Source organism: Polaromonas sp. YR568, from assembly GCF_943369675.1.
Taxonomy (GTDB): Bacteria; Pseudomonadota; Gammaproteobacteria; order Burkholderiales; family Burkholderiaceae_C; genus Polaromonas.
The window spans coordinates 178715-195243 of sequence record NZ_CALROB020000002.1 but is presented as its reverse complement, the minus strand read 5'-3'; the positions used below and the strand labels follow the sequence as shown (position 1 = coordinate 195243).

The window sequence follows — 16529 nt, the reverse complement described above, 5'->3', positions numbered from 1 at the left end:
CAACGCGGCCTGCGCGCCGGCGTCCAGCCGCAAGCTGCCCAGGCCGAGGCGTGAACGGTTCTGCTCCAGGAAATAGCCGGCCAGCAGCAGCACGTCGTGCCCGCGTTCGCGCAGCGGCGGCACCACCAGCGGGTAGACGCTGAGGCGGTGGTAAAAGTCGGCGCGGTAACGCCCGGCGCGCACCTCGGCTGCGAGGTCGCGGTTGGTGGCGGCGATGACACGCACGTCGACCTTGTGCTCGCGGTCGGATCCCAGCCGCTGCAGCTGGCCGTTTTGCAGCACGCGCAGCAGCTTGGCTTGCACGGCCAGCGACAGCTCGCCGACTTCGTCGAGGAACAGGGTGCCGCCGTCGGCCAGCTCGAACTTGCCGCGCCTGTCGGCCACCGCGCCCGAGAACGCGCCGCGCACGTGGCCGAAAAGTTCGCTCTCCACCAGCGTCTCAGGCAATGCCGCGCAATTGAGGCTGATCAGCGGGCGCGACGCGCGCGGCGACGCGGCGTGCAGGGCCTGCGCCACCAGTTCCTTGCCGACACCGGTCTCGCCGGTGATGAGCACCGTGAGTTCGCTGTTGCCGACCACGGCGATCTCCTCGGCCAGGCGCTTGTGCGCGGCGCTTTGCCCCATGAGCGTGGGCTGCCCGCTTTCACCGGCCAGCGCGCGATAGGTGTCGGCGCGCTGGCGTTCATCTTCCACGCGCGAAGCCAGGCGGTGAATGCGTTCAGCCACGCTGACGGTGGCCGCCGCCAGGCTGGCAAAGGCCTGCAGGTCGCCCAGGTCCACGGTGGAAAACCGTTCTTTGTCGAGCGCGTCAATCGTCAGTACGCCCCAGGGCTTGCCCTGGCTCTCACCGAGCTGCACCGGGCAGCCCATGCAGTCGTGGACTTCCAGGTGCCCCTGCAGGCCGTCGACCAGGCCGTCGTAGGGGTCGGGCAGCTCGCTGTCGGGCGGGAAGCGCGTGGGCCCGTCGGCCGCCAGCAGCAGGCGAAAGCGCGGATGCTCGGCCACCTTGAAGCGCCGCCCCAGCGCGTCGCTGCTCAGGCCGTTGACGGCCAGCGGAACCAGCCAGTCGCCGTCCAGCCGCAGCAACGCCGCCGCGTCGCAGGGCAGCAAGGCGCGCATGGTGTCCAGCAGGCGGCGGTAGCGTTCGCTGTCGGGCAACTCCCGCGAGAGGTCGTCGACCAGGGACACCAGGGCCTGCATCATGGATTTTTCAATCATTTTGATTCTTTTAAGATCTTTTTGACTTTTTCACAGCGTTATCTTTTTGACTCCATTTAAACACAAGCCATTGATTTATATGGAAATTCCGGGTGGCACAGGTCTTGAGTAACAAGGTCGGCCCTCACGGGGCACTTAACCAGCTTCACGCTGCTTCCATGAAAGAAAAAGCCATGCTCACCGACTCGCAACGCGCCATCGTCAAATCCACCGTTCCCCTGCTCGAAAGCGGCGGCGAGGCGCTGACCACCCACTTCTACAAAATCCTGCTGGCCGAGCACCCGGAAGTGCGGCCCTTCTTCAACCAGGCCAACCAGGCCAGCGGCGACCAGCCGCGCGCGCTGGCCAACGGCGTGCTGATGTACGCGCGGCACATCGACAAGCTTGAGGCGCTGGGCGGACTGGTCTCACAAATCATCAACAAGCACGTGTCGCTGCAGATCGAGCCGGCGCACTACCCCATCGTGGGCGGCTGCCTGCTGCGCGCGATCCGTGAAGTGCTGGGCGCGGACATCGCGACCGACGAGGTGATCGCCGCCTGGGGCGCGGCCTACGGCCAATTGGCCAACATCCTCATCGGCGCCGAAGAAAAAATCTACGCCGCCAACGCCGCCGCACCCGGCGGCTGGCGCGGCGCGCGGGCTTTCCGCGTGGCGCGCAAGGTGCCCGAAAGCGCGGAGATCACCTCTTTCTACCTGGAGCCGCAGGACGGCGGCGTGCTGGCCGATTTCCTGCCCGGCCAGTACCTGGGCCTGCGCCTGGTGGTGGGCGGTGAAGAGATTCGCCGCAACTATTCGCTCTCGGCCGCGCCCAACGGCCGCAGCTACCGCATCAGCGTCAAGCGCGAAGCGGGCGGCCTGGCATCGAACCACCTGCACGACACGCTGCACGAGGGCGGCCTGCTCGACGTGTTTCCGCCGGCCGGCGAGTTTGTGCTGGCCGACAGCGACAAGCCGCTGGTGCTGATCAGCGGCGGCGTCGGCATCACGCCCACGCTGGCCATGCTGGATGCCGCGCTGCAAGGCGGCCGCTCTGTCCACTTCATCCACTTCGCGCGCAACCGCGCGGTGCATGCTTTTCGCGATGCCATCGACGCGCGCCAGGCGAAGCATGCGCAGCTCAAACGCTTTTACATCTACGACGAGCACGCGGAGGAAACCGGCAAACCCCATGCCGTGGGCCGCCTGAGCACCGAACAGCTGGCGCAATGCTTCCCCGAGTCACGCGACGTCGACGCCTACTTTCTCGGCCCGAAACCGTTTATGAGTTACATAAAGAAACAATTAACGGGGATCGGCGTTCCCGCGGCACAGACACGCTACGAGTTCTTTGGCCCGGCCGGCGCATTGGATTAAAGGCGTGAACAAAGGCCGGTTCTCCTCTGTAGCTTCCCGACTGAAAAGTCATGGGCTGCGAAATTCAGTCCGCATTTTCATGACAAAGTTCCGGTTTTAAAACCGCGGCCGGTTGACTTGAAAGTCGGGCTCGTCGACATTGTTAACACTTTGTAACATACGACGTCTGCCCTGGTTCCGGTGTGGAAGACACCTTGCCAGACAGGGCCGGCGCCGCAAAACCGACGCGCGCGCACCATGAAAATCAACCAGCTATTTGGCGTGAAAAGCCAGCCCACAAGGCCTGCCGCAAGCACCACGCCGCCCTCCCCGCCTGAATCGGAAGGCTCCGTCCCCAGCGAAGAGGCCTCCGTCATTGCCGTGCGGCAGCAGCTCATTCAGGTGCTATTGCGGGACACCGCGCGGCGCTCGGGCATCCCGCCGCAGTGGCTGGACTGCCAGATGCTGCTGACCTCCGGCCGCAGCCAGGGTGAAGGCATGTACGTGCGCATCATCATGAAGCACTGGGACCAGCGCCTGCTGACCTACGCGGCGGCCTTCCAGAAGGCCTTGCTGGCGGACATCATGCGTTTTGAGCCGCATGCCACGCAATGGCTGCACGGCATTTCATGGCAGCTCGACGGCGGCGACAGCTGCCCCCACCAGGAACTGCCCCACCCCAGCTTCTGGATGCAATCCAACGCGCAGCGGCCCGCAGCAGCGGCAACGCCCGCGCAAGCACAAAGCCCGGCGCATCACTAGGGCGCCGGCGCCCGGCCCGGCTTAATAGCTGCCGATGTAATCCTTCTTGCCGATTTCCACGCCGTTGTGGCGCAGGATGGCGTATGCCGTGCTGGTGTGGAAGAAGAAGTGCGGCAAGCCGTAATTGAGCAGGTAAGACTGGCCCGTGAAACGCTTTTCCTTGGGCGTGCCGGCCTGCGTGACGATCTCGCGCGTGGCGGCGTCGTCAAACTTTTCCGTGCCAAGGCCTTCGATGAAGGCCAGGATGGTGTCTATGCGCGCCTGCAGTTCGGCGAAGGTGGTTTCCTTGTCTTCAATCTTGGGCACTTCCACGCCGGCCAGCCGGGCCGACACGCTCTTGGCGAAGTCGCTGGCGACCTGCACCTGGCGCAGCAGGGCGAACATGTCGGGGTAGAGGCGCGCCTGCAGCAGCGCGTTGGGGTCGATGTTTTTGGCGGCCGCGTGGGCCTCAGCCTTGGACAGGACGCCCTTCAGGCCGCCCAGCATCTGCTTGAAAACGGGGATGGACGTGGTGTAGATGCTGCTGGTCATGGAATGCTTTCGTGAGGGGATAGGGTAGCGGGCCGCACCCTGCGCGCGGCGCCCCGCATTCTCGCCGGATTGCGGCCGGAGCGTCCGGCAGCCCGCCAATGGCCTCGCCGCGGCGGCGCGGCCCTTCGCAAAATAGTATGCTGTCATACCAATTTCACAGTCCCGCACGCCGTCCCATAAAGGCCCACCATGAACGCCCCCCTCCCCACCGCCGCACGCCAGGCCGTGCAAGCCGCCGACCTCGCCGCCCTGCCCTTCATTGAAAAATGGGTGTCCTTCGCCTCCGTCTCGCGCGACAGCAACCTGCCCCTGCTCGACTGGACGCAGGCGCTGCTGGAAGCCCAGGGCATCGAATGCCGCCGCAGCTACGACGACAGCGGCAAGAAGGCCAACCTGTGGGCCACGCTGCCCGCGGAAAACGGCGAAACCAAAGTCGGCGGCCTGGTGCTGTCGGGCCACACCGACGTGGTGCCGGTGGACGGCCAGCCCTGGGACACCGACCCTTTCGCGGCGCAGATCATCGGCGACAAACTGTACGGCCGCGGCGTGACCGACATGAAGAGCTACGGCGCGACCGCGCTCATGATGGTGCCCGAGCTGCTCAAGCGCAAACTCAAGCGCCCGGTGCACCTGGCCTTCAGCTACGACGAGGAAGTCGGCTGCATAGGCGTGCGCCGCCTGATCGCCGACATGGTGGACCAGGGCTACAAGCCCGCCGGCTGCATCGTGGGCGAGCCCACCGGCATGCAGGTGGTGATCGCGCACAAGGGAAAACACGCTTACAAGACTTCGGTGCGCGGCTTTGAGGCGCACTCCTCGCTCACGCCGCAGGGCGTCAACGCGGTGGAGATCGCCTGCGAATTCGTCGCCAAGCTCAAATCCATGCACCGCCGCCTGGTGGCCGAAGGCCCCTTCGACCCCATCTACGACGTGCCGCACACCACCATACACACCGGCGTGATCGCCGGCGGCACGGCACTCAACATCATCCCGCGCGACTGCGAGGTGACCTGGGAGATACGCCACCACCACATGAATTCGCCGGTCGTGCTGTTCAACGAGGCCAAGGCCTTTGCCGACAGCCTGGTCCCGGCCATGCAGGCCGTGGCTGCCGATACCGGCATCACCCACAAGCTCAACTCGGTGCTGCCGGGTTTTTCGACGGAAGCCGACAGCGAGATCGCCCGGTTGTGCTTCAAGTGCGCCGACGTGGATGCCAACTCGGGCGCCGGCAAAGTGTCCTTTGGCACGGAAGCTGCATTGTTCCATCAGGTCGGTGTGCCGACCATCGTGTGCGGCCCCGGCCACATCGCGCAGGCACACCAGCCCAACGAATGGGTCACGCTGGACCAACTCGCCTGGTGCGAGCGCTACATGCGCCGCCTGGCCGACGAGATCTGCGTGAACTGACAAACTGATCCGAACCGCAACCAACACTTACCCGAAAGAAACCATTCCATGATGCAACGCCGAGATTTCCTGGGCACCGGCCTGGCCCTTGCCGCAGGCGGCGCCCTCGCCCAGTCCAACACCAAGATCGCGCGCATCGTGGTGCCCTTCGCGCCGGGCGGCGTGCAGGACTTGCTGGCGCGCGCCATGTCCACCGAACTCGGCCTGGCGCTGGGCCAGACCGTCATCATTGAAAACCGGCCCGGCGCCGGCGGCACCGTGGGCACGGGCTACGTCGCCAAGTCGGCGGCCGACAGCGGCGCCATGGTGCTGGGCGCGGCCAGCCACAACATCGCCGGCACGCTGTACACCAAGCTCAGCTACGACCCGCAAAAAGACTTCGCCCCCATGGCGCACATCGGCACGGCCGACTACGTGCTGATGATCCACCCCGACGTGCCGGCCAAAACCGCCGCCGAATACATCCGCTACGCCAAGGCCAACCCCGGCAAGCTCAACTACGCGACCGCCGGCGTGGGCAGCGCCACGCACCTGTCCATGGCCTACTTCAACGGCCTGGCCGGCATCGATGTGGTGCATGTGCCGCTCAAGGCCACGGGCGAGGCGATCAACGAGGTGATCTCGGGCCGCGCCCATGCCGTGATCGCCGCCAGCATTGGCGCGCTGGCCTTTGCCAAGGACAGCCGCATACGCCTGATCGGCGTGACCTCGCCCAAGCGTTCCAAATACCTGCCCGATGTGCCGACCATCGCCGAAAGCGGCCTGCCCGGCTACCAGTTCGATTCATGGTTCGGCCTGCTGGGCCCCGCCGCCACGCCGGTGGCCGAGATCAACCGCGTCAACGCGGCCATGGCCAAGGTCCTCAAAGACCCGGTGGTGCTGGAGCGCCTGGACAAGCAAGGCATCGAGCCGCTGGCCATGAACAACGCCGACTTCGCCAAGCTGCTGGCGGTCGACTACAAGCGCATGGCCGAAGTCGTGAGGGCTTCCGGCGCCAAGGTCGAATAGACCCGATTCAGCGGGCAGCCGTCGCCAACTGCTCGACCAGAAAATCCACAAAGGTCCTCACGCGCAATGAGAGATGGCGCGCGTGCGGATACAGCAGGATGAAGGGCCGCGAGCTGCCGCCGAACTGCGGCAGCACCTCCACCAGTTCGCCGCTCTTTAACTCCTTTTCCAGGATGTAGCGGTAGGTCTGCACCAGGCCGGCGCCGCTGCGCGCCAGGGTGGCGACGCCCAGCACGTCTTCCGAGCAGCAGTAGCTGCCCGGTGTCGCGACGTCGAGGTCCTTGCCGTCGACCCGGAAAGTCCAGGGAATCCTGCGGCCCGTGCTGGGCAATTCAAACTGGATGCATTCGTGCGCTTGCAAATCCTCCAGCGTCTTCGGCTTGCCCGCGCGCTTGAGGTAGGAAGGCGTAGCCGCCAGCACCAGTTCGGCGTCTTCCAGCTTGCGCGCGATCAGGCTGGAGTCGTCCGGCGCACGCCCGCGTATCGCGAGGTCATAGCCCTCGTCCGCAAAATCGATGTTGCGGTTGCTCAGGTGCACGTCCAGTTGCACCTGCGGGTAGCGCTTGCGAAACAGCGGCAGCAGCGGCAGCACGCGGTAATGCGCATAAGGCGTCGGCATGCTGATGCGCAGCAACCCAGCCGGCGCGGCCTGCTCGCCGGTCACCAGGCGTTCGGCATCGACCAGCTGCGACAGGGCCTGGCGGCACTGCTCGAAATACACACGGCCGGCGTCGGTCAGCCTGATCTGCCGCGTCGTGCGCACAAAAAGGCGCACGCCCAAGCGCTCCTCCAGCCGCGACACGGAACGGCTGACGGCCGCCGGCGTCACGCCGGCCGACGCGGCCGCCGCGGTAAAGCTGCTGAACTCGGCCGCCAGGCAGAACAGCTCGATGCTGCCCAGCAATAAATCGTCGAAGTTTCTCTTCACCAAAGCCTCCTAATTCACCTTATTCATTACGCGATGTATCAAGTAATTTGTGAAAACCCATATTTATCTTCACCGACCACATAAATATAGTTCATCTCACCGGGAAGCAACAACACATTCCGGCCGGTGCGGGATTCAAAAAGAAACCGCGCCGCCCAGCCAACCCACTGAAGGAGTATTTGAAATGAGCAACAGCAACACAACCGTCGTCATCACCGGCGCATCCAGCGGCATCGGCTTCGCCCTGGCCGAGGCCTATTTGAAACGCGGCTACAACGTGGTCGGCAATGCCCGCACCGCCGCGCGCCTGCAGGCGGCCGCCGCCAAACTCGGCAACCCCGCCAATTTTGTCGGCGTCGAGGGCGACATCGCCCAGCCGGCCACCGCCAAAGCCCTGTTCGCCAAGGCGATTGCCGCTTTCGGCAAGGTCGACATCCTGATCAACAACGCCGGCATCTTCACCGCCAAGCCGGTGGGCGACTACACCGAGGACGACCTGGAAACCATAGTCGGCACCAACCTCAAGGGCTTTTTCTACCCTTCGCAACAGGCCGCCACGCACATGGCGAAAAACAAGCAGGGCCACATCGTGACCATCACCGCCAGCATCGCGATGCAGCCCACCATGAAAGTGCCGGCGCTGCTGCCCGTGCTGATCAAGGGCGGCCTCAACGACGCGACCCGCGCGCTGGCGATTGAGCTGGCTGCTTCCAACGTGAAGGTCTCGGCCGTCGCGCCCGGCATCATCTCCACCCCCATGCACAGCCCCGACGAAGGCACGCGCTCTTTCCTCGCGACCCTGTCGCCCGCAGCCCGCATCGGCGCGACCCAGGACGTCGTCGACGCCGTGCTCTACCTGACCGACGCGCAGTTCACCAGCGGCGTGGTGCTGGCGGTGGACGGCGGCGCCTCGGCCGGCACCTGGTAATTCATGACGCATTTCTTTCAAACCACGGCGACAACGCCAAAACCCTGAGGAGTTCCTGCCATGCCTTACGTCAATATCCGCATCACGCGCGAAGGCGCTACGCCCGAGCAAAAACTGCAGCTGATCGAAGGCACGACCGACCTGCTGGTCCGCGTGCTGAACAAAAACCCGGCCACCACCTTCGTCATCATCGATGAGATCGAGACCGACAACTGGGGTGTCGCCAGTGAGAACATCACGACGGTGCGCAAGCGCGAGGCGGCCGCAAAAAAAGCAGCGGGTTAACCCCCGTGGATAGCCGACCACGGTGTGAAACCATCGGCCCCAGGATGGAATAGACTCCGGTTGGCTGGCGGGCCTGCAACGATGCGGGCCGCCGGTGCATGGCATGATTCATGCGTCATCCGTTCCATGACGAAATCGCCGCGAGGCGGTTTTTGTTTCCGGGGAGCAAGCCAGACGCCTCACCAAGGGCGCAGCTGCTGACGAAAGTTTTACATGACGTGGTCCCTCATCGCGCGCGATTCATCGGGCGCGTTTGGCGTGGCGGTTGCCAGCAAGTTTTTTGCCGTGGGCGCCCTGTGCCCGCACGCCCGCAGCGGCGTGGGCGCCCTCGCCACGCAGGCGCTGGTGAATCCGCTGTATGCCGCGCCTGGCCTTGACCGCCTGGCCCAAGGCGAGTCCCCCGCCGCCATCATCCAACGTTTGACCGCCGCCGACGAAGGCCGCGACCACCGCCAGTTGCACCTGATAGGCCCGGACGGCCAAGCTGCCGGCTACACCGGCAGCGCCTGCATAGACTGGTGCGGCCACACGGCGGGCCCTGGCTATTCCGTCGCCGGCAACATGCTGGCCGGCCCGCAGGTGATTGAAGCCACGGCCCGGGCTTATGAAGCCAACGCCGGCCTTCCGTTTGCCGAACGCCTGATCACCGCGCTGGCGGCCGGTGAGGCCGCGGGCGGCGACAAGCGCGGCAAGCAGGCTGCGGCCCTGCTGGTCTTCACGACAGAAGACTACTGCGCACTGGACATCCGCGTGGACGACCACGCCGAGCCCATCCAGGAACTGCGCCGCCTTTATGACAAAAGCCTGGAGCGCTACCAGCCCTTCAGCGCCTTCCTGCCCTCGCGCCGCAGCCCGGCGGGCGTCACCGACCGTGCGGTCATCGAGGCCGGGATCACACGCTTTCACGCCCAGCGCGGCGGAGCCACCGCATGACGGCATTGCTGGAAGTGAGCGGCCTGCGCACCAGCTTCAAGCTCGAAGGCGGCGGCGAATTCGCCGCGGTGGACGGCATCAGTTTTTCGGTGGATTCGGGCCGCACGCTGGGCATCGTCGGCGAATCGGGCTGCGGCAAAAGCGTCACCTCGCTGTCCATCATGGGCCTGCTGCCCAAGGGCCAGGGCCGCGTCTCGGCCGGCTCCATCCGCTTTGAAGGCACCGACCTCGCCACGCTGGGGCCGGATGCGATGCGCGCGCTGCGCGGCAACCGCATGGCCATGATCTTCCAGGAGCCCATGACTTCGCTGAACCCGGCCTTCACGATAGGCGACCAGCTGATTGAAGGCATACGCTGCCACCGCGACATCAGCGCGGCAGAAGCCCGGGAGCATGCCATCGCCATGCTGCGCCGCGTGCGCATCCCCTCGCCCGAGCAGCGCATCGACGAATACCCGCACAAGCTTTCGGGCGGCATGCGCCAGCGTGTGATGATCGCCATGGCGCTGGCCTGCGAGCCGCAGTTGCTGATCGCCGACGAGCCGACCACCGCGCTGGACGTCACCATCCAGGCGCAGGTGCTGGACCTGATGCGCACGCTGCGCGAGGAAACCGGCACCGCCATCATCCTGATCACGCACGACCTGGGCGTGATCGCCGAACTCGCCGACGACGTGGCCGTGATGTATTCCGGCAAGGTCGTGGAGCGCGCGCCGGTTGCGCGGCTCTTCGCCGAACCGCAGCACCCTTACACCATAGGCCTGCTCGGCTCCATCCCCAAGCTGCACCTGGCGCAGGACCGGCTCAACGCCATCGAAGGCCAGGTGCCCACGCCCATGACACGCATGGACGGCTGCCGCTTCGCGCCGCGCTGCCCCTTCGCCGCCGACAAATGCCGGCAGGAGGTGCCGCCGCTGATGGACATGGGCGAAGGCCACGAGGCGGCCTGCTGGCGCGCGCCGCTGGATCCCGGCATGGCGACCCATCGCCGCACTCCGGCCGTATCGAACGAGGTGATGCCGTGAGCGCGCTGCTGAAGGTTGAAAACCTGGTCAAGCATTTCCCGGTTCGCTCGCACCTGTTCAGCCGCTCCAAAGCGGTCGTGCACGCGGTTGACGGGCTGAGCTTTGAATTGAACGCCGGTGAGACCATGGCGCTGGTCGGTGAGTCGGGCTGCGGCAAGTCCACCGTGGGCCGCCTCGTGCTGCGGCTGCTGGACGCCACCTCGGGCCAGGTCTGGTTCGACGGCGAGGACCTGATGACACTTCCGGCCGGCCGCCTGCGCGCCAAGCGCCGCGAGCTGCAGATGATTTTCCAGGACCCGTATTCCTCGCTGAACCCGCGCATGACGGTGGAGCAGGCGCTGACCGAGCCGCTGGCCCTGCACGGCCTGGCGCGCGGCCGGCACCGCGAGCGCGCCGCCGAACTGCTGGACCTGGTGGGCCTGGCGCCGCAATACCTGCAGCGTTACCCGCACGAGTTTTCGGGCGGGCAGCGCCAGCGCATCGGCATTGCGCGCGCCCTGGCGGTCGAGCCTCGGCTCATCGTCTGCGACGAGGCCGTGTCGGCACTGGACGTGTCCATCCAGGCGCAGGTCGTCAACCTGCTGCAGGATTTGCAGCGGCGCCTGGGCCTGGCCTATGTGTTCATCGCGCACGACCTTGCGGTGGTCAAGCACATCGCCTCGCACGTGGCGGTGATGTACCTCGGGCAGATCGTCGAATACGCCGACAAACAAAGCCTGTTCGCACAGCCGCGCCACCCGTATACACAGGCGCTGCTGTCGGCGATCCCGGTGCCCGAGCCCGGCCTCAAACGCGAGCGCACACTGCTGCAGGGCGACGTGCCCAACCCCATCACCCCGCCCTCGGGTTGCCGCTTCAGGACGCGCTGCCCCTACGCGCGCGATCGCTGCGCCGAGGAAGTGCCCGCGCTGCGTTCGCAAGGCGGCCACGCCGTGGCCTGCCACTTCTGGGAAGAGATCAAGGCGCCGGCCGGCATCACGGGCGGCGCCGTCGTGAACGAGAGGCTGCTCCGGCTCCAGGCGGCTTTTCATGCGCAAGCGGCCTGATGGAGACCCACCATGTTCAGCAGAATTTCCGGCGCAGGGCAGCCAGGCCAACCATCAAAACCATCAATCATCGCAATCGACAACCGTGAAGGAAGAACCATGAACAAGAAATTTATGCTGGCCCTGACGCTGGCCGCCACCGCCTGCGTGACGCAGGCCCAGACCCTGCGCATAGGCCTGGCCGAAGACCCGGACGTGCTGGACCCGACGCTGGCGCGCAGCTTCGTGAGCCGCATCGTGTTTTCCTCACTGTGCGACAAACTGGTCGACATCGATGAAAAACTCAACATCGTGCCGCAGCTGGCCACCTCCTACAGCTGGTCGGCCGACAACAAGGCCTTGACCATGAAGCTGCGCAGCGGCGTGACTTTCCATGACGGCGAAAAGTTCGACGCGGCCGCCGTGAAGTTCAACATCGACCGCCACAAAAGCCTGGCCGGCTCCAACCGGCGCGGCGAGCTGTTGCCCGTCACCACAGTCGACGTCATCGACGACCTCACCGTCAAGATCAACCTGAGCGCGCCGTTCTCGCCGCTGCTCAGCGTACTGGCCGACCGCGCCGGCATGATGGTGTCGCCCAAGGCCGCGTTGGCCGCGCCCACCAACTTCGGCACCAGGCCGGTGTGCTCGGGCCCCTTCAAGTTCACCGAACGCGTGGCGCAGGACCGCATCGTGCTGGAACGCTACGCCGGCTACTGGGACAAGGCCAACATCCACTTCGACAAGGTCGTTTTCCTGCCCATCGTCGACGCCACCGTGCGCCTGGCCAACCTGCGCTCCGGCCAGCTGGACTTCATCGAGCGCGTGGCCCCATCGGACATCGCCTCCATCAAGGCCGACAAAAAACTCGGCTTCTCGCGCATCGTCGAGCTGGGCTACCAGGGCATCACCATCAACACCGGCAAGAGCGACCAGGCGCAGAAGAATCCGCTGGGCCGCGACCCGCGCGTGCGCGAGGCTTTTGAGCTCTCGCTGGACCGCGCCGGCATCGTGCAGGTCGCGATGGACGGCGAAGCCACGCCGGGCAACCAGTGGGTGCCGCCCGCCAACAGCTTCTACGCCAAGAACGTCCCCATTCCCAAGCGCGACATCGCACGCGCCAAACAGCTGCTGAAGGAAGCCGGTGTTCCCAACCCGACCTTCACGCTGATGACGCCCACCACTTCCGATGCCCAGCGCGTGGCCCAGGTGGTGCAGGCCATGGCCAAGGAAGCCGGCTTTGACGTGAAGATCCAGTCCACGGAATTCGCCACCTCGCTGAACCTGGCCGACAAGGGCCAGTTCGACGCCTACGTGCTGGCCTGGAGCGGCCGCGCCGACCCGGACGGCAACCTTTTCAGCTTCTATGGCTGCAAGCAGCCGCTGAACTACAGCGGCGAATGCCGCCCTCAGTGGGACGAATTGCTGAACCGCTCGCGCAACACGCTGGACACCGCCGGGCGCATCAAGGTGTTTGCCACGCTGGCCGCGGAAGCCGACAAGGTCAAGCCTGTTGTTTACCTGTACCACCGCAACTGGCTTTGGGCCTACAACAAGAAAATCACCGGCATGCGCACCGTGCCTGACGGGCTGGTCCGCCTCCAGGGTTTAAAGATGTAAAAGCAGGCCGCGCCCGACTCACATGCTCCAGTACTTCCTCAAGCGGCTTGCCGCGATCATCCCGACCGTGTTCTTTGTCACGGTCATCATCTTCGGGCTGCAACAACTGCTGCCCGGCGATGCCGCGTCCGTCCTGGCCGGGGAGAACCAGGACCCCGAGGTGATCGCCTACCTGCAAAAAAAGATGCACCTCGACGAGCCGCTGCCGATGCGCTACGCCTACTGGATTTCCGGCGTGTTCCACGGCGACCTGGGCGAATCGATGCGCATCCAGCAGCCGGTGCTGGACCTGCTCAAGGAGAAGCTGCCGGTCACGCTGCAGCTGGCGGCCATGGCCATGGTCATCGCGCTGCTGATCGGCATCCCGGCCGGCATCGTCTCGGCCGTGGGCAAGGACTCGGCCTGGGACTACCTGGCCAATGTGATCGCTCTATGGGGCCTGTCCACGCCCAACTTCTGGCTGGGCATCTTGATGATCCTGGTGTTCTCGGTGCAGCTGGGCTGGCTGCCGGCCTCGGGCTACGTCAGCCCCTTTGACGACCTCAAGGCCAACCTGGCGGCCATGATCATGCCGGCCTTTGTGCTGGGCAATGCGATTGCCGCCGTGCTGATGCGCCACACACGCAGCGCCATGCTGCAGGTGCTCAACGCGGACTACGTGCGCACCGCACGCGCCAAGGGCCTGACGGAACGGCGCGTGGTGCTCAAGCACGCGCTGCGCAACGCGCTGACGCCCATCATCACGCTGGGCGCGCTGGAGTTCGGCACGCTGCTGTCGGGCGCGGTGCTGACCGAGCAGGTGTTTTCGATCCCCGGTTTCGGCAAGCTGATCGTGGACGCGGTGTTCAACCGCGACTACGCCGTTGTGCAGGGCGTGGTGCTGTTCACCTCCAGCGTCTACATCCTGCTGAACCTGCTGGCCGACCTGGCTTATTTTGTCGTCAACCCACGGCTGAGGGGTTGAGCATGAGCGCTGTTCTTCCCGCCATCGTCCCGCGTGAGGCCACGCCGGCCCGCCGCGCCCTGCGCCGCCTGGTGCGGCGCCGCGGCGCCATGCTGGGCCTGGCCATCGTGCTGGTTTTTATCGTGCTGGCGCTGTTCGCGCCATGGATCGCGCCCTACGACCCGATTGCCACCAGCTGGAGCGCGCTGCGCAAGGCGCCCAGCATGCAGTACCTGTTCGGCACCGACGAAATCGGCCGCGACGTGCTCTCGCGCGTGGTGTGGGGGGCGCGCGCCTCGCTGATGGCGGGCCTGGTGTCGGTCTGCATCTCGATGGCGCTGGGTGTGCCCATTGGCCTGCTGGCGGCGTACGTAGGCGGATGGACGGACAGCCTGATTTCGCGCTTTACCGACGCCATGCTGGCCGTTCCCTTCCTGATCCTGGCCATCGCGCTGGCCGCCTTCCTCGGCCCCAGCCTCAGCAACGCGATGATCGCCATCGGCGTCTCGGCCACGCCCATCTTCATACGCCTGACGCGCGCCCAGGTGCTGGCCATGAAGGTGGAGGATTTTGTCGAAGCGGCGCGCGCCGTGGGCAACCCGCACTGGCGCATCGCGTTGCGCCACATCCTGCCGAATGTGCTGCCGCCGCTGATCGTGCAGGCCTCGCTGGCGATTGCCTCGGCCATCATCGCCGAGGCCAGCCTGTCCTTCCTCGGCCTGGGCCAGCAGCCGCCGGCGCCCAGCTGGGGCAGCATGCTCAACACCGCCAAGAACTACGTGGACAACGCACCGTGGATGGCGGTCTGGCCCGGCCTGTCGATCTTTTTGCTGGTGCTGTCTTTCAACCTGCTGGGCGACGGGCTGCGCGACGCGCTGGACCCCAAGCACAAGTAAGCACACTTACAATCAACGGGAGCCTGAACCCGCGCCGGTATGGCGCGCTTTTCCTTCATCCCCCCATCCACCATGCCCACCTTCGACGCCCTCCACTACCCCTATGCCTCCCGCCGCAACGTGGTCTATGCCAGCAAGGGCATGGTCGCCACCTCGCAGCCGCTGGCCGCGCAGGCGGGCCTGGCGGTGCTGCAGGCCGGCGGCAACGCGATTGACGCAGCCATCGCCACGGCCGCCGCGCTCACGGTGGTCGAGCCCAATGCCAACGGCATAGGCGGCGATGCCTTTGCACTGGTCTGGCATGGCGGCAAGCTGCACGGCCTGAACGCCAGCGGTCCGGCGCCGCAAAGCATCACGCTCGACAAACTCACCAGCCAGGGCCTGGCCGAAGTGCCCAAGTACGGCCCGCTGCCCGTGACCGTGCCGGGCACGCCCGCCGCCTGGGCCGCGCTGGCGCAACGCTTCGGCAAGCTGCCCCTGACCACCTCGATGGCGCGTTCCATTGAACTGGCGCGCGAAGGCTTTCCGGTCTCTCCCACGGTGTCGTCCGCCTGGCAGCAGGCCACTGCGCTGTTCCGCGAAAAATTCAAGGAACCGTACTTCAAGTCCTGGTTCGATACCTTTGCCCCCGAACGCGCGCCGCAGCCGGGCGAACTCTGGCGCTCCGCCGCGCATGCCGACACGCTGCAATCCATTGCAGAGACAAACGCCGAAAGTTTTTACCGCGGCCCGCTGGCCGAGAAGATCGCGGCCTTTGTGCAGTCGGCCGGCGGTTACCTGGCCAAGGAAGACCTCGCCGCCTTCCAGGTCGACTGGTGCGACCCGATCAGCGCCAACTACCGCGGCTATGACGTCTGGGAAATCCCGCCCAACGGCCACGGCCTGGTGGCACTGATGGCGCTCAACATCCTCAAGGGCTATGAATTCAGCGAGCGCGACAGCCTGCGCACCCACCACCTGCAGATCGAGGCCATGAAGCTGGCCTTTGCCGACGGCCTGGCGCACATCGCCGACCCGGCGCACATGCGCGTTTCGGTGGCCGACCTGCTGTCGGACGCCTACGCGGCGGAGCGCCGCGCGCTGATAGGCGCGCGCGCCCTGCAGCCCATGCCGGGCGAGCCCTCGCGCGGCGGCACGGTCTACCTGAGCACGGCCGACGGCGAAGGCAATATGGTCTCGCTGATCCAGAGCAATTACATGGGCTTCGGCTCGGGCATGGTGGTGCCGGGCACCGGCATCGCGCTGCACAACCGCGGCAACAATTTTTCACTGGACGCCAAGCACCCCAACTGCCTCGCACCGGGCAAGCGGCCGTACCACACCATCATCCCGGGCTTTCTGACCAAGGACGGCAAGGCAGTAGGCCCCTTCGGCGTGATGGGCGGCTTCATGCAGCCGCAAGGCCATGTGCAGATGGTGATGAACACCGTGGACTTCGGCCTGAACCCGCAAGCCTCGCTGGACGCGCCGCGCTGGGAATGGGAAAGCGGCAAACGCGTGAGCATTGAGCGCTCCACACCCGAGCACCTCTTCCATGGCCTTGCGGGCCTGGGCCATGAGGTGGTGTGGTCCGCCAACCGCATAGGCTTCGGCCGCGGGCAAATCATCTGGCGCAATGCCGACGGCGTGCTCTGCGGCGGGACCGAGCCGCGCACCGACGGCTCTATCGCCGCCTGGTAAGCC

Annotated in this window: 16 protein-coding genes; 13 read left to right on the top strand and 3 right to left on the bottom strand. The window is 65.8% G+C overall.

What is annotated here, in order from left to right:
- Positions 1–1218, bottom strand: a 1218-nt coding sequence (gene norR, locus ACLV8F_RS02025) for a nitric oxide reductase transcriptional regulator NorR (RefSeq protein WP_411882576.1), incomplete at its 3' end; no start/stop codon positions are given.
- Between the two features lie 173 nt (positions 1219–1391).
- Here norR and hmpA point away from each other — a divergent pair.
- On the top strand, positions 1392–2573 hold the full coding sequence (hmpA, locus tag ACLV8F_RS02020; RefSeq protein WP_411882580.1) for an NO-inducible flavohemoprotein: 1182 nt from the start codon (positions 1392–1394) through the stop codon (positions 2571–2573).
- 237 nt (positions 2574–2810) lie between these two features.
- Positions 2811–3314 (top strand): hypothetical protein, encoded by a 504-nt coding sequence (locus ACLV8F_RS02015; protein ID WP_411882575.1) that lies wholly within the window; start codon positions 2811–2813, stop codon positions 3312–3314.
- A 21-nt stretch (positions 3315–3335) separates the two neighbouring features.
- On the opposite strand, the gene ACLV8F_RS02010 is transcribed toward ACLV8F_RS02015, so the two are convergent.
- Positions 3336–3845 (bottom strand): DUF1993 family protein, encoded by a 510-nt coding sequence (locus ACLV8F_RS02010; protein WP_411882574.1) that lies wholly within the window; start codon positions 3843–3845, stop codon positions 3336–3338.
- A gap of 189 nt (positions 3846–4034) precedes the next feature.
- Between ACLV8F_RS02010 and argE the strand changes: the two genes are divergently transcribed.
- Both argE and ACLV8F_RS02000 read left to right on the top strand, forming a co-directional pair.
- A complete protein-coding gene (gene argE / locus ACLV8F_RS02005; RefSeq protein ID WP_411882573.1) occupies positions 4035–5255 on the top strand; it encodes an acetylornithine deacetylase in 1221 nt (406 codons plus the stop codon).
- Positions 5256–5303: 48 nt separating this feature from the next.
- Entirely contained in the window at positions 5304–6263 is a 960-nt protein-coding gene (locus tag ACLV8F_RS02000; protein WP_411882572.1) for a tripartite tricarboxylate transporter substrate binding protein, read from the top strand.
- Between the two features lie 7 nt (positions 6264–6270).
- On the opposite strand, the gene ACLV8F_RS01995 is transcribed toward ACLV8F_RS02000, so the two are convergent.
- Positions 6271–7191, bottom strand: coding sequence for a LysR substrate-binding domain-containing protein (locus tag ACLV8F_RS01995; RefSeq protein WP_411882571.1), 921 nt, complete (start codon positions 7189–7191; stop codon positions 6271–6273).
- Between the two features lie 184 nt (positions 7192–7375).
- Here ACLV8F_RS01995 and ACLV8F_RS01990 point away from each other — a divergent pair, with 184 nt between their 5' ends.
- The 9 genes from ACLV8F_RS01990 to ACLV8F_RS01950 all read left to right on the top strand — a co-directional run bounded on the left by ACLV8F_RS01990 (position 7376) and on the right by ACLV8F_RS01950 (position 16526).
- A complete protein-coding gene (locus ACLV8F_RS01990) occupies positions 7376–8119 on the top strand; it encodes an SDR family NAD(P)-dependent oxidoreductase (RefSeq protein WP_411882570.1) in 744 nt (247 codons plus the stop codon).
- A gap of 60 nt (positions 8120–8179) precedes the next feature.
- Positions 8180–8404 carry a 2-hydroxymuconate tautomerase family protein gene (locus ACLV8F_RS01985; RefSeq protein ID WP_411882569.1) on the top strand — a complete coding sequence of 75 codons (225 nt, stop codon included), beginning with the start codon at positions 8180–8182 and terminating at the stop codon, positions 8402–8404.
- Between the two features lie 213 nt (positions 8405–8617).
- Positions 8618–9337, top strand: coding sequence for a DUF1028 domain-containing protein (locus ACLV8F_RS01980; protein ID WP_411882568.1), 720 nt, complete (start codon positions 8618–8620; stop codon positions 9335–9337).
- On the top strand, positions 9334–10362 hold the full coding sequence (locus ACLV8F_RS01975) for an ABC transporter ATP-binding protein (protein WP_411882567.1): 1029 nt from the start codon (positions 9334–9336) through the stop codon (positions 10360–10362). The genes ACLV8F_RS01980 and ACLV8F_RS01975 overlap by 4 nt, the downstream gene beginning before the upstream one ends.
- Positions 10359–11408, top strand: a complete 1050-nt coding sequence (locus tag ACLV8F_RS01970; protein ID WP_411882566.1) for an ABC transporter ATP-binding protein — start codon at positions 10359–10361, stop codon at positions 11406–11408. The genes ACLV8F_RS01975 and ACLV8F_RS01970 overlap by 4 nt, the downstream gene beginning before the upstream one ends.
- Positions 11409–11507: 99 nt before the next feature.
- Complete coding sequence (locus ACLV8F_RS01965; RefSeq protein ID WP_411882565.1) at positions 11508–13007, top strand: ABC transporter substrate-binding protein; 1500 nt, start codon at positions 11508–11510, stop codon at positions 13005–13007.
- Between the two features lie 22 nt (positions 13008–13029).
- Positions 13030–13971, top strand: a complete 942-nt coding sequence (locus tag ACLV8F_RS01960; RefSeq protein ID WP_411882564.1) for an ABC transporter permease — start codon at positions 13030–13032, stop codon at positions 13969–13971.
- A gap of 2 nt (positions 13972–13973) precedes the next feature.
- Entirely contained in the window at positions 13974–14846 is an 873-nt protein-coding gene (locus ACLV8F_RS01955; protein WP_411882563.1) for an ABC transporter permease, read from the top strand.
- A gap of 72 nt (positions 14847–14918) precedes the next feature.
- On the top strand, positions 14919–16526 hold the full coding sequence (locus ACLV8F_RS01950) for a gamma-glutamyltransferase family protein (RefSeq protein WP_411882562.1): 1608 nt from the start codon (positions 14919–14921) through the stop codon (positions 16524–16526).
- Positions 16527–16529: the final 3 nt, after the last annotated feature.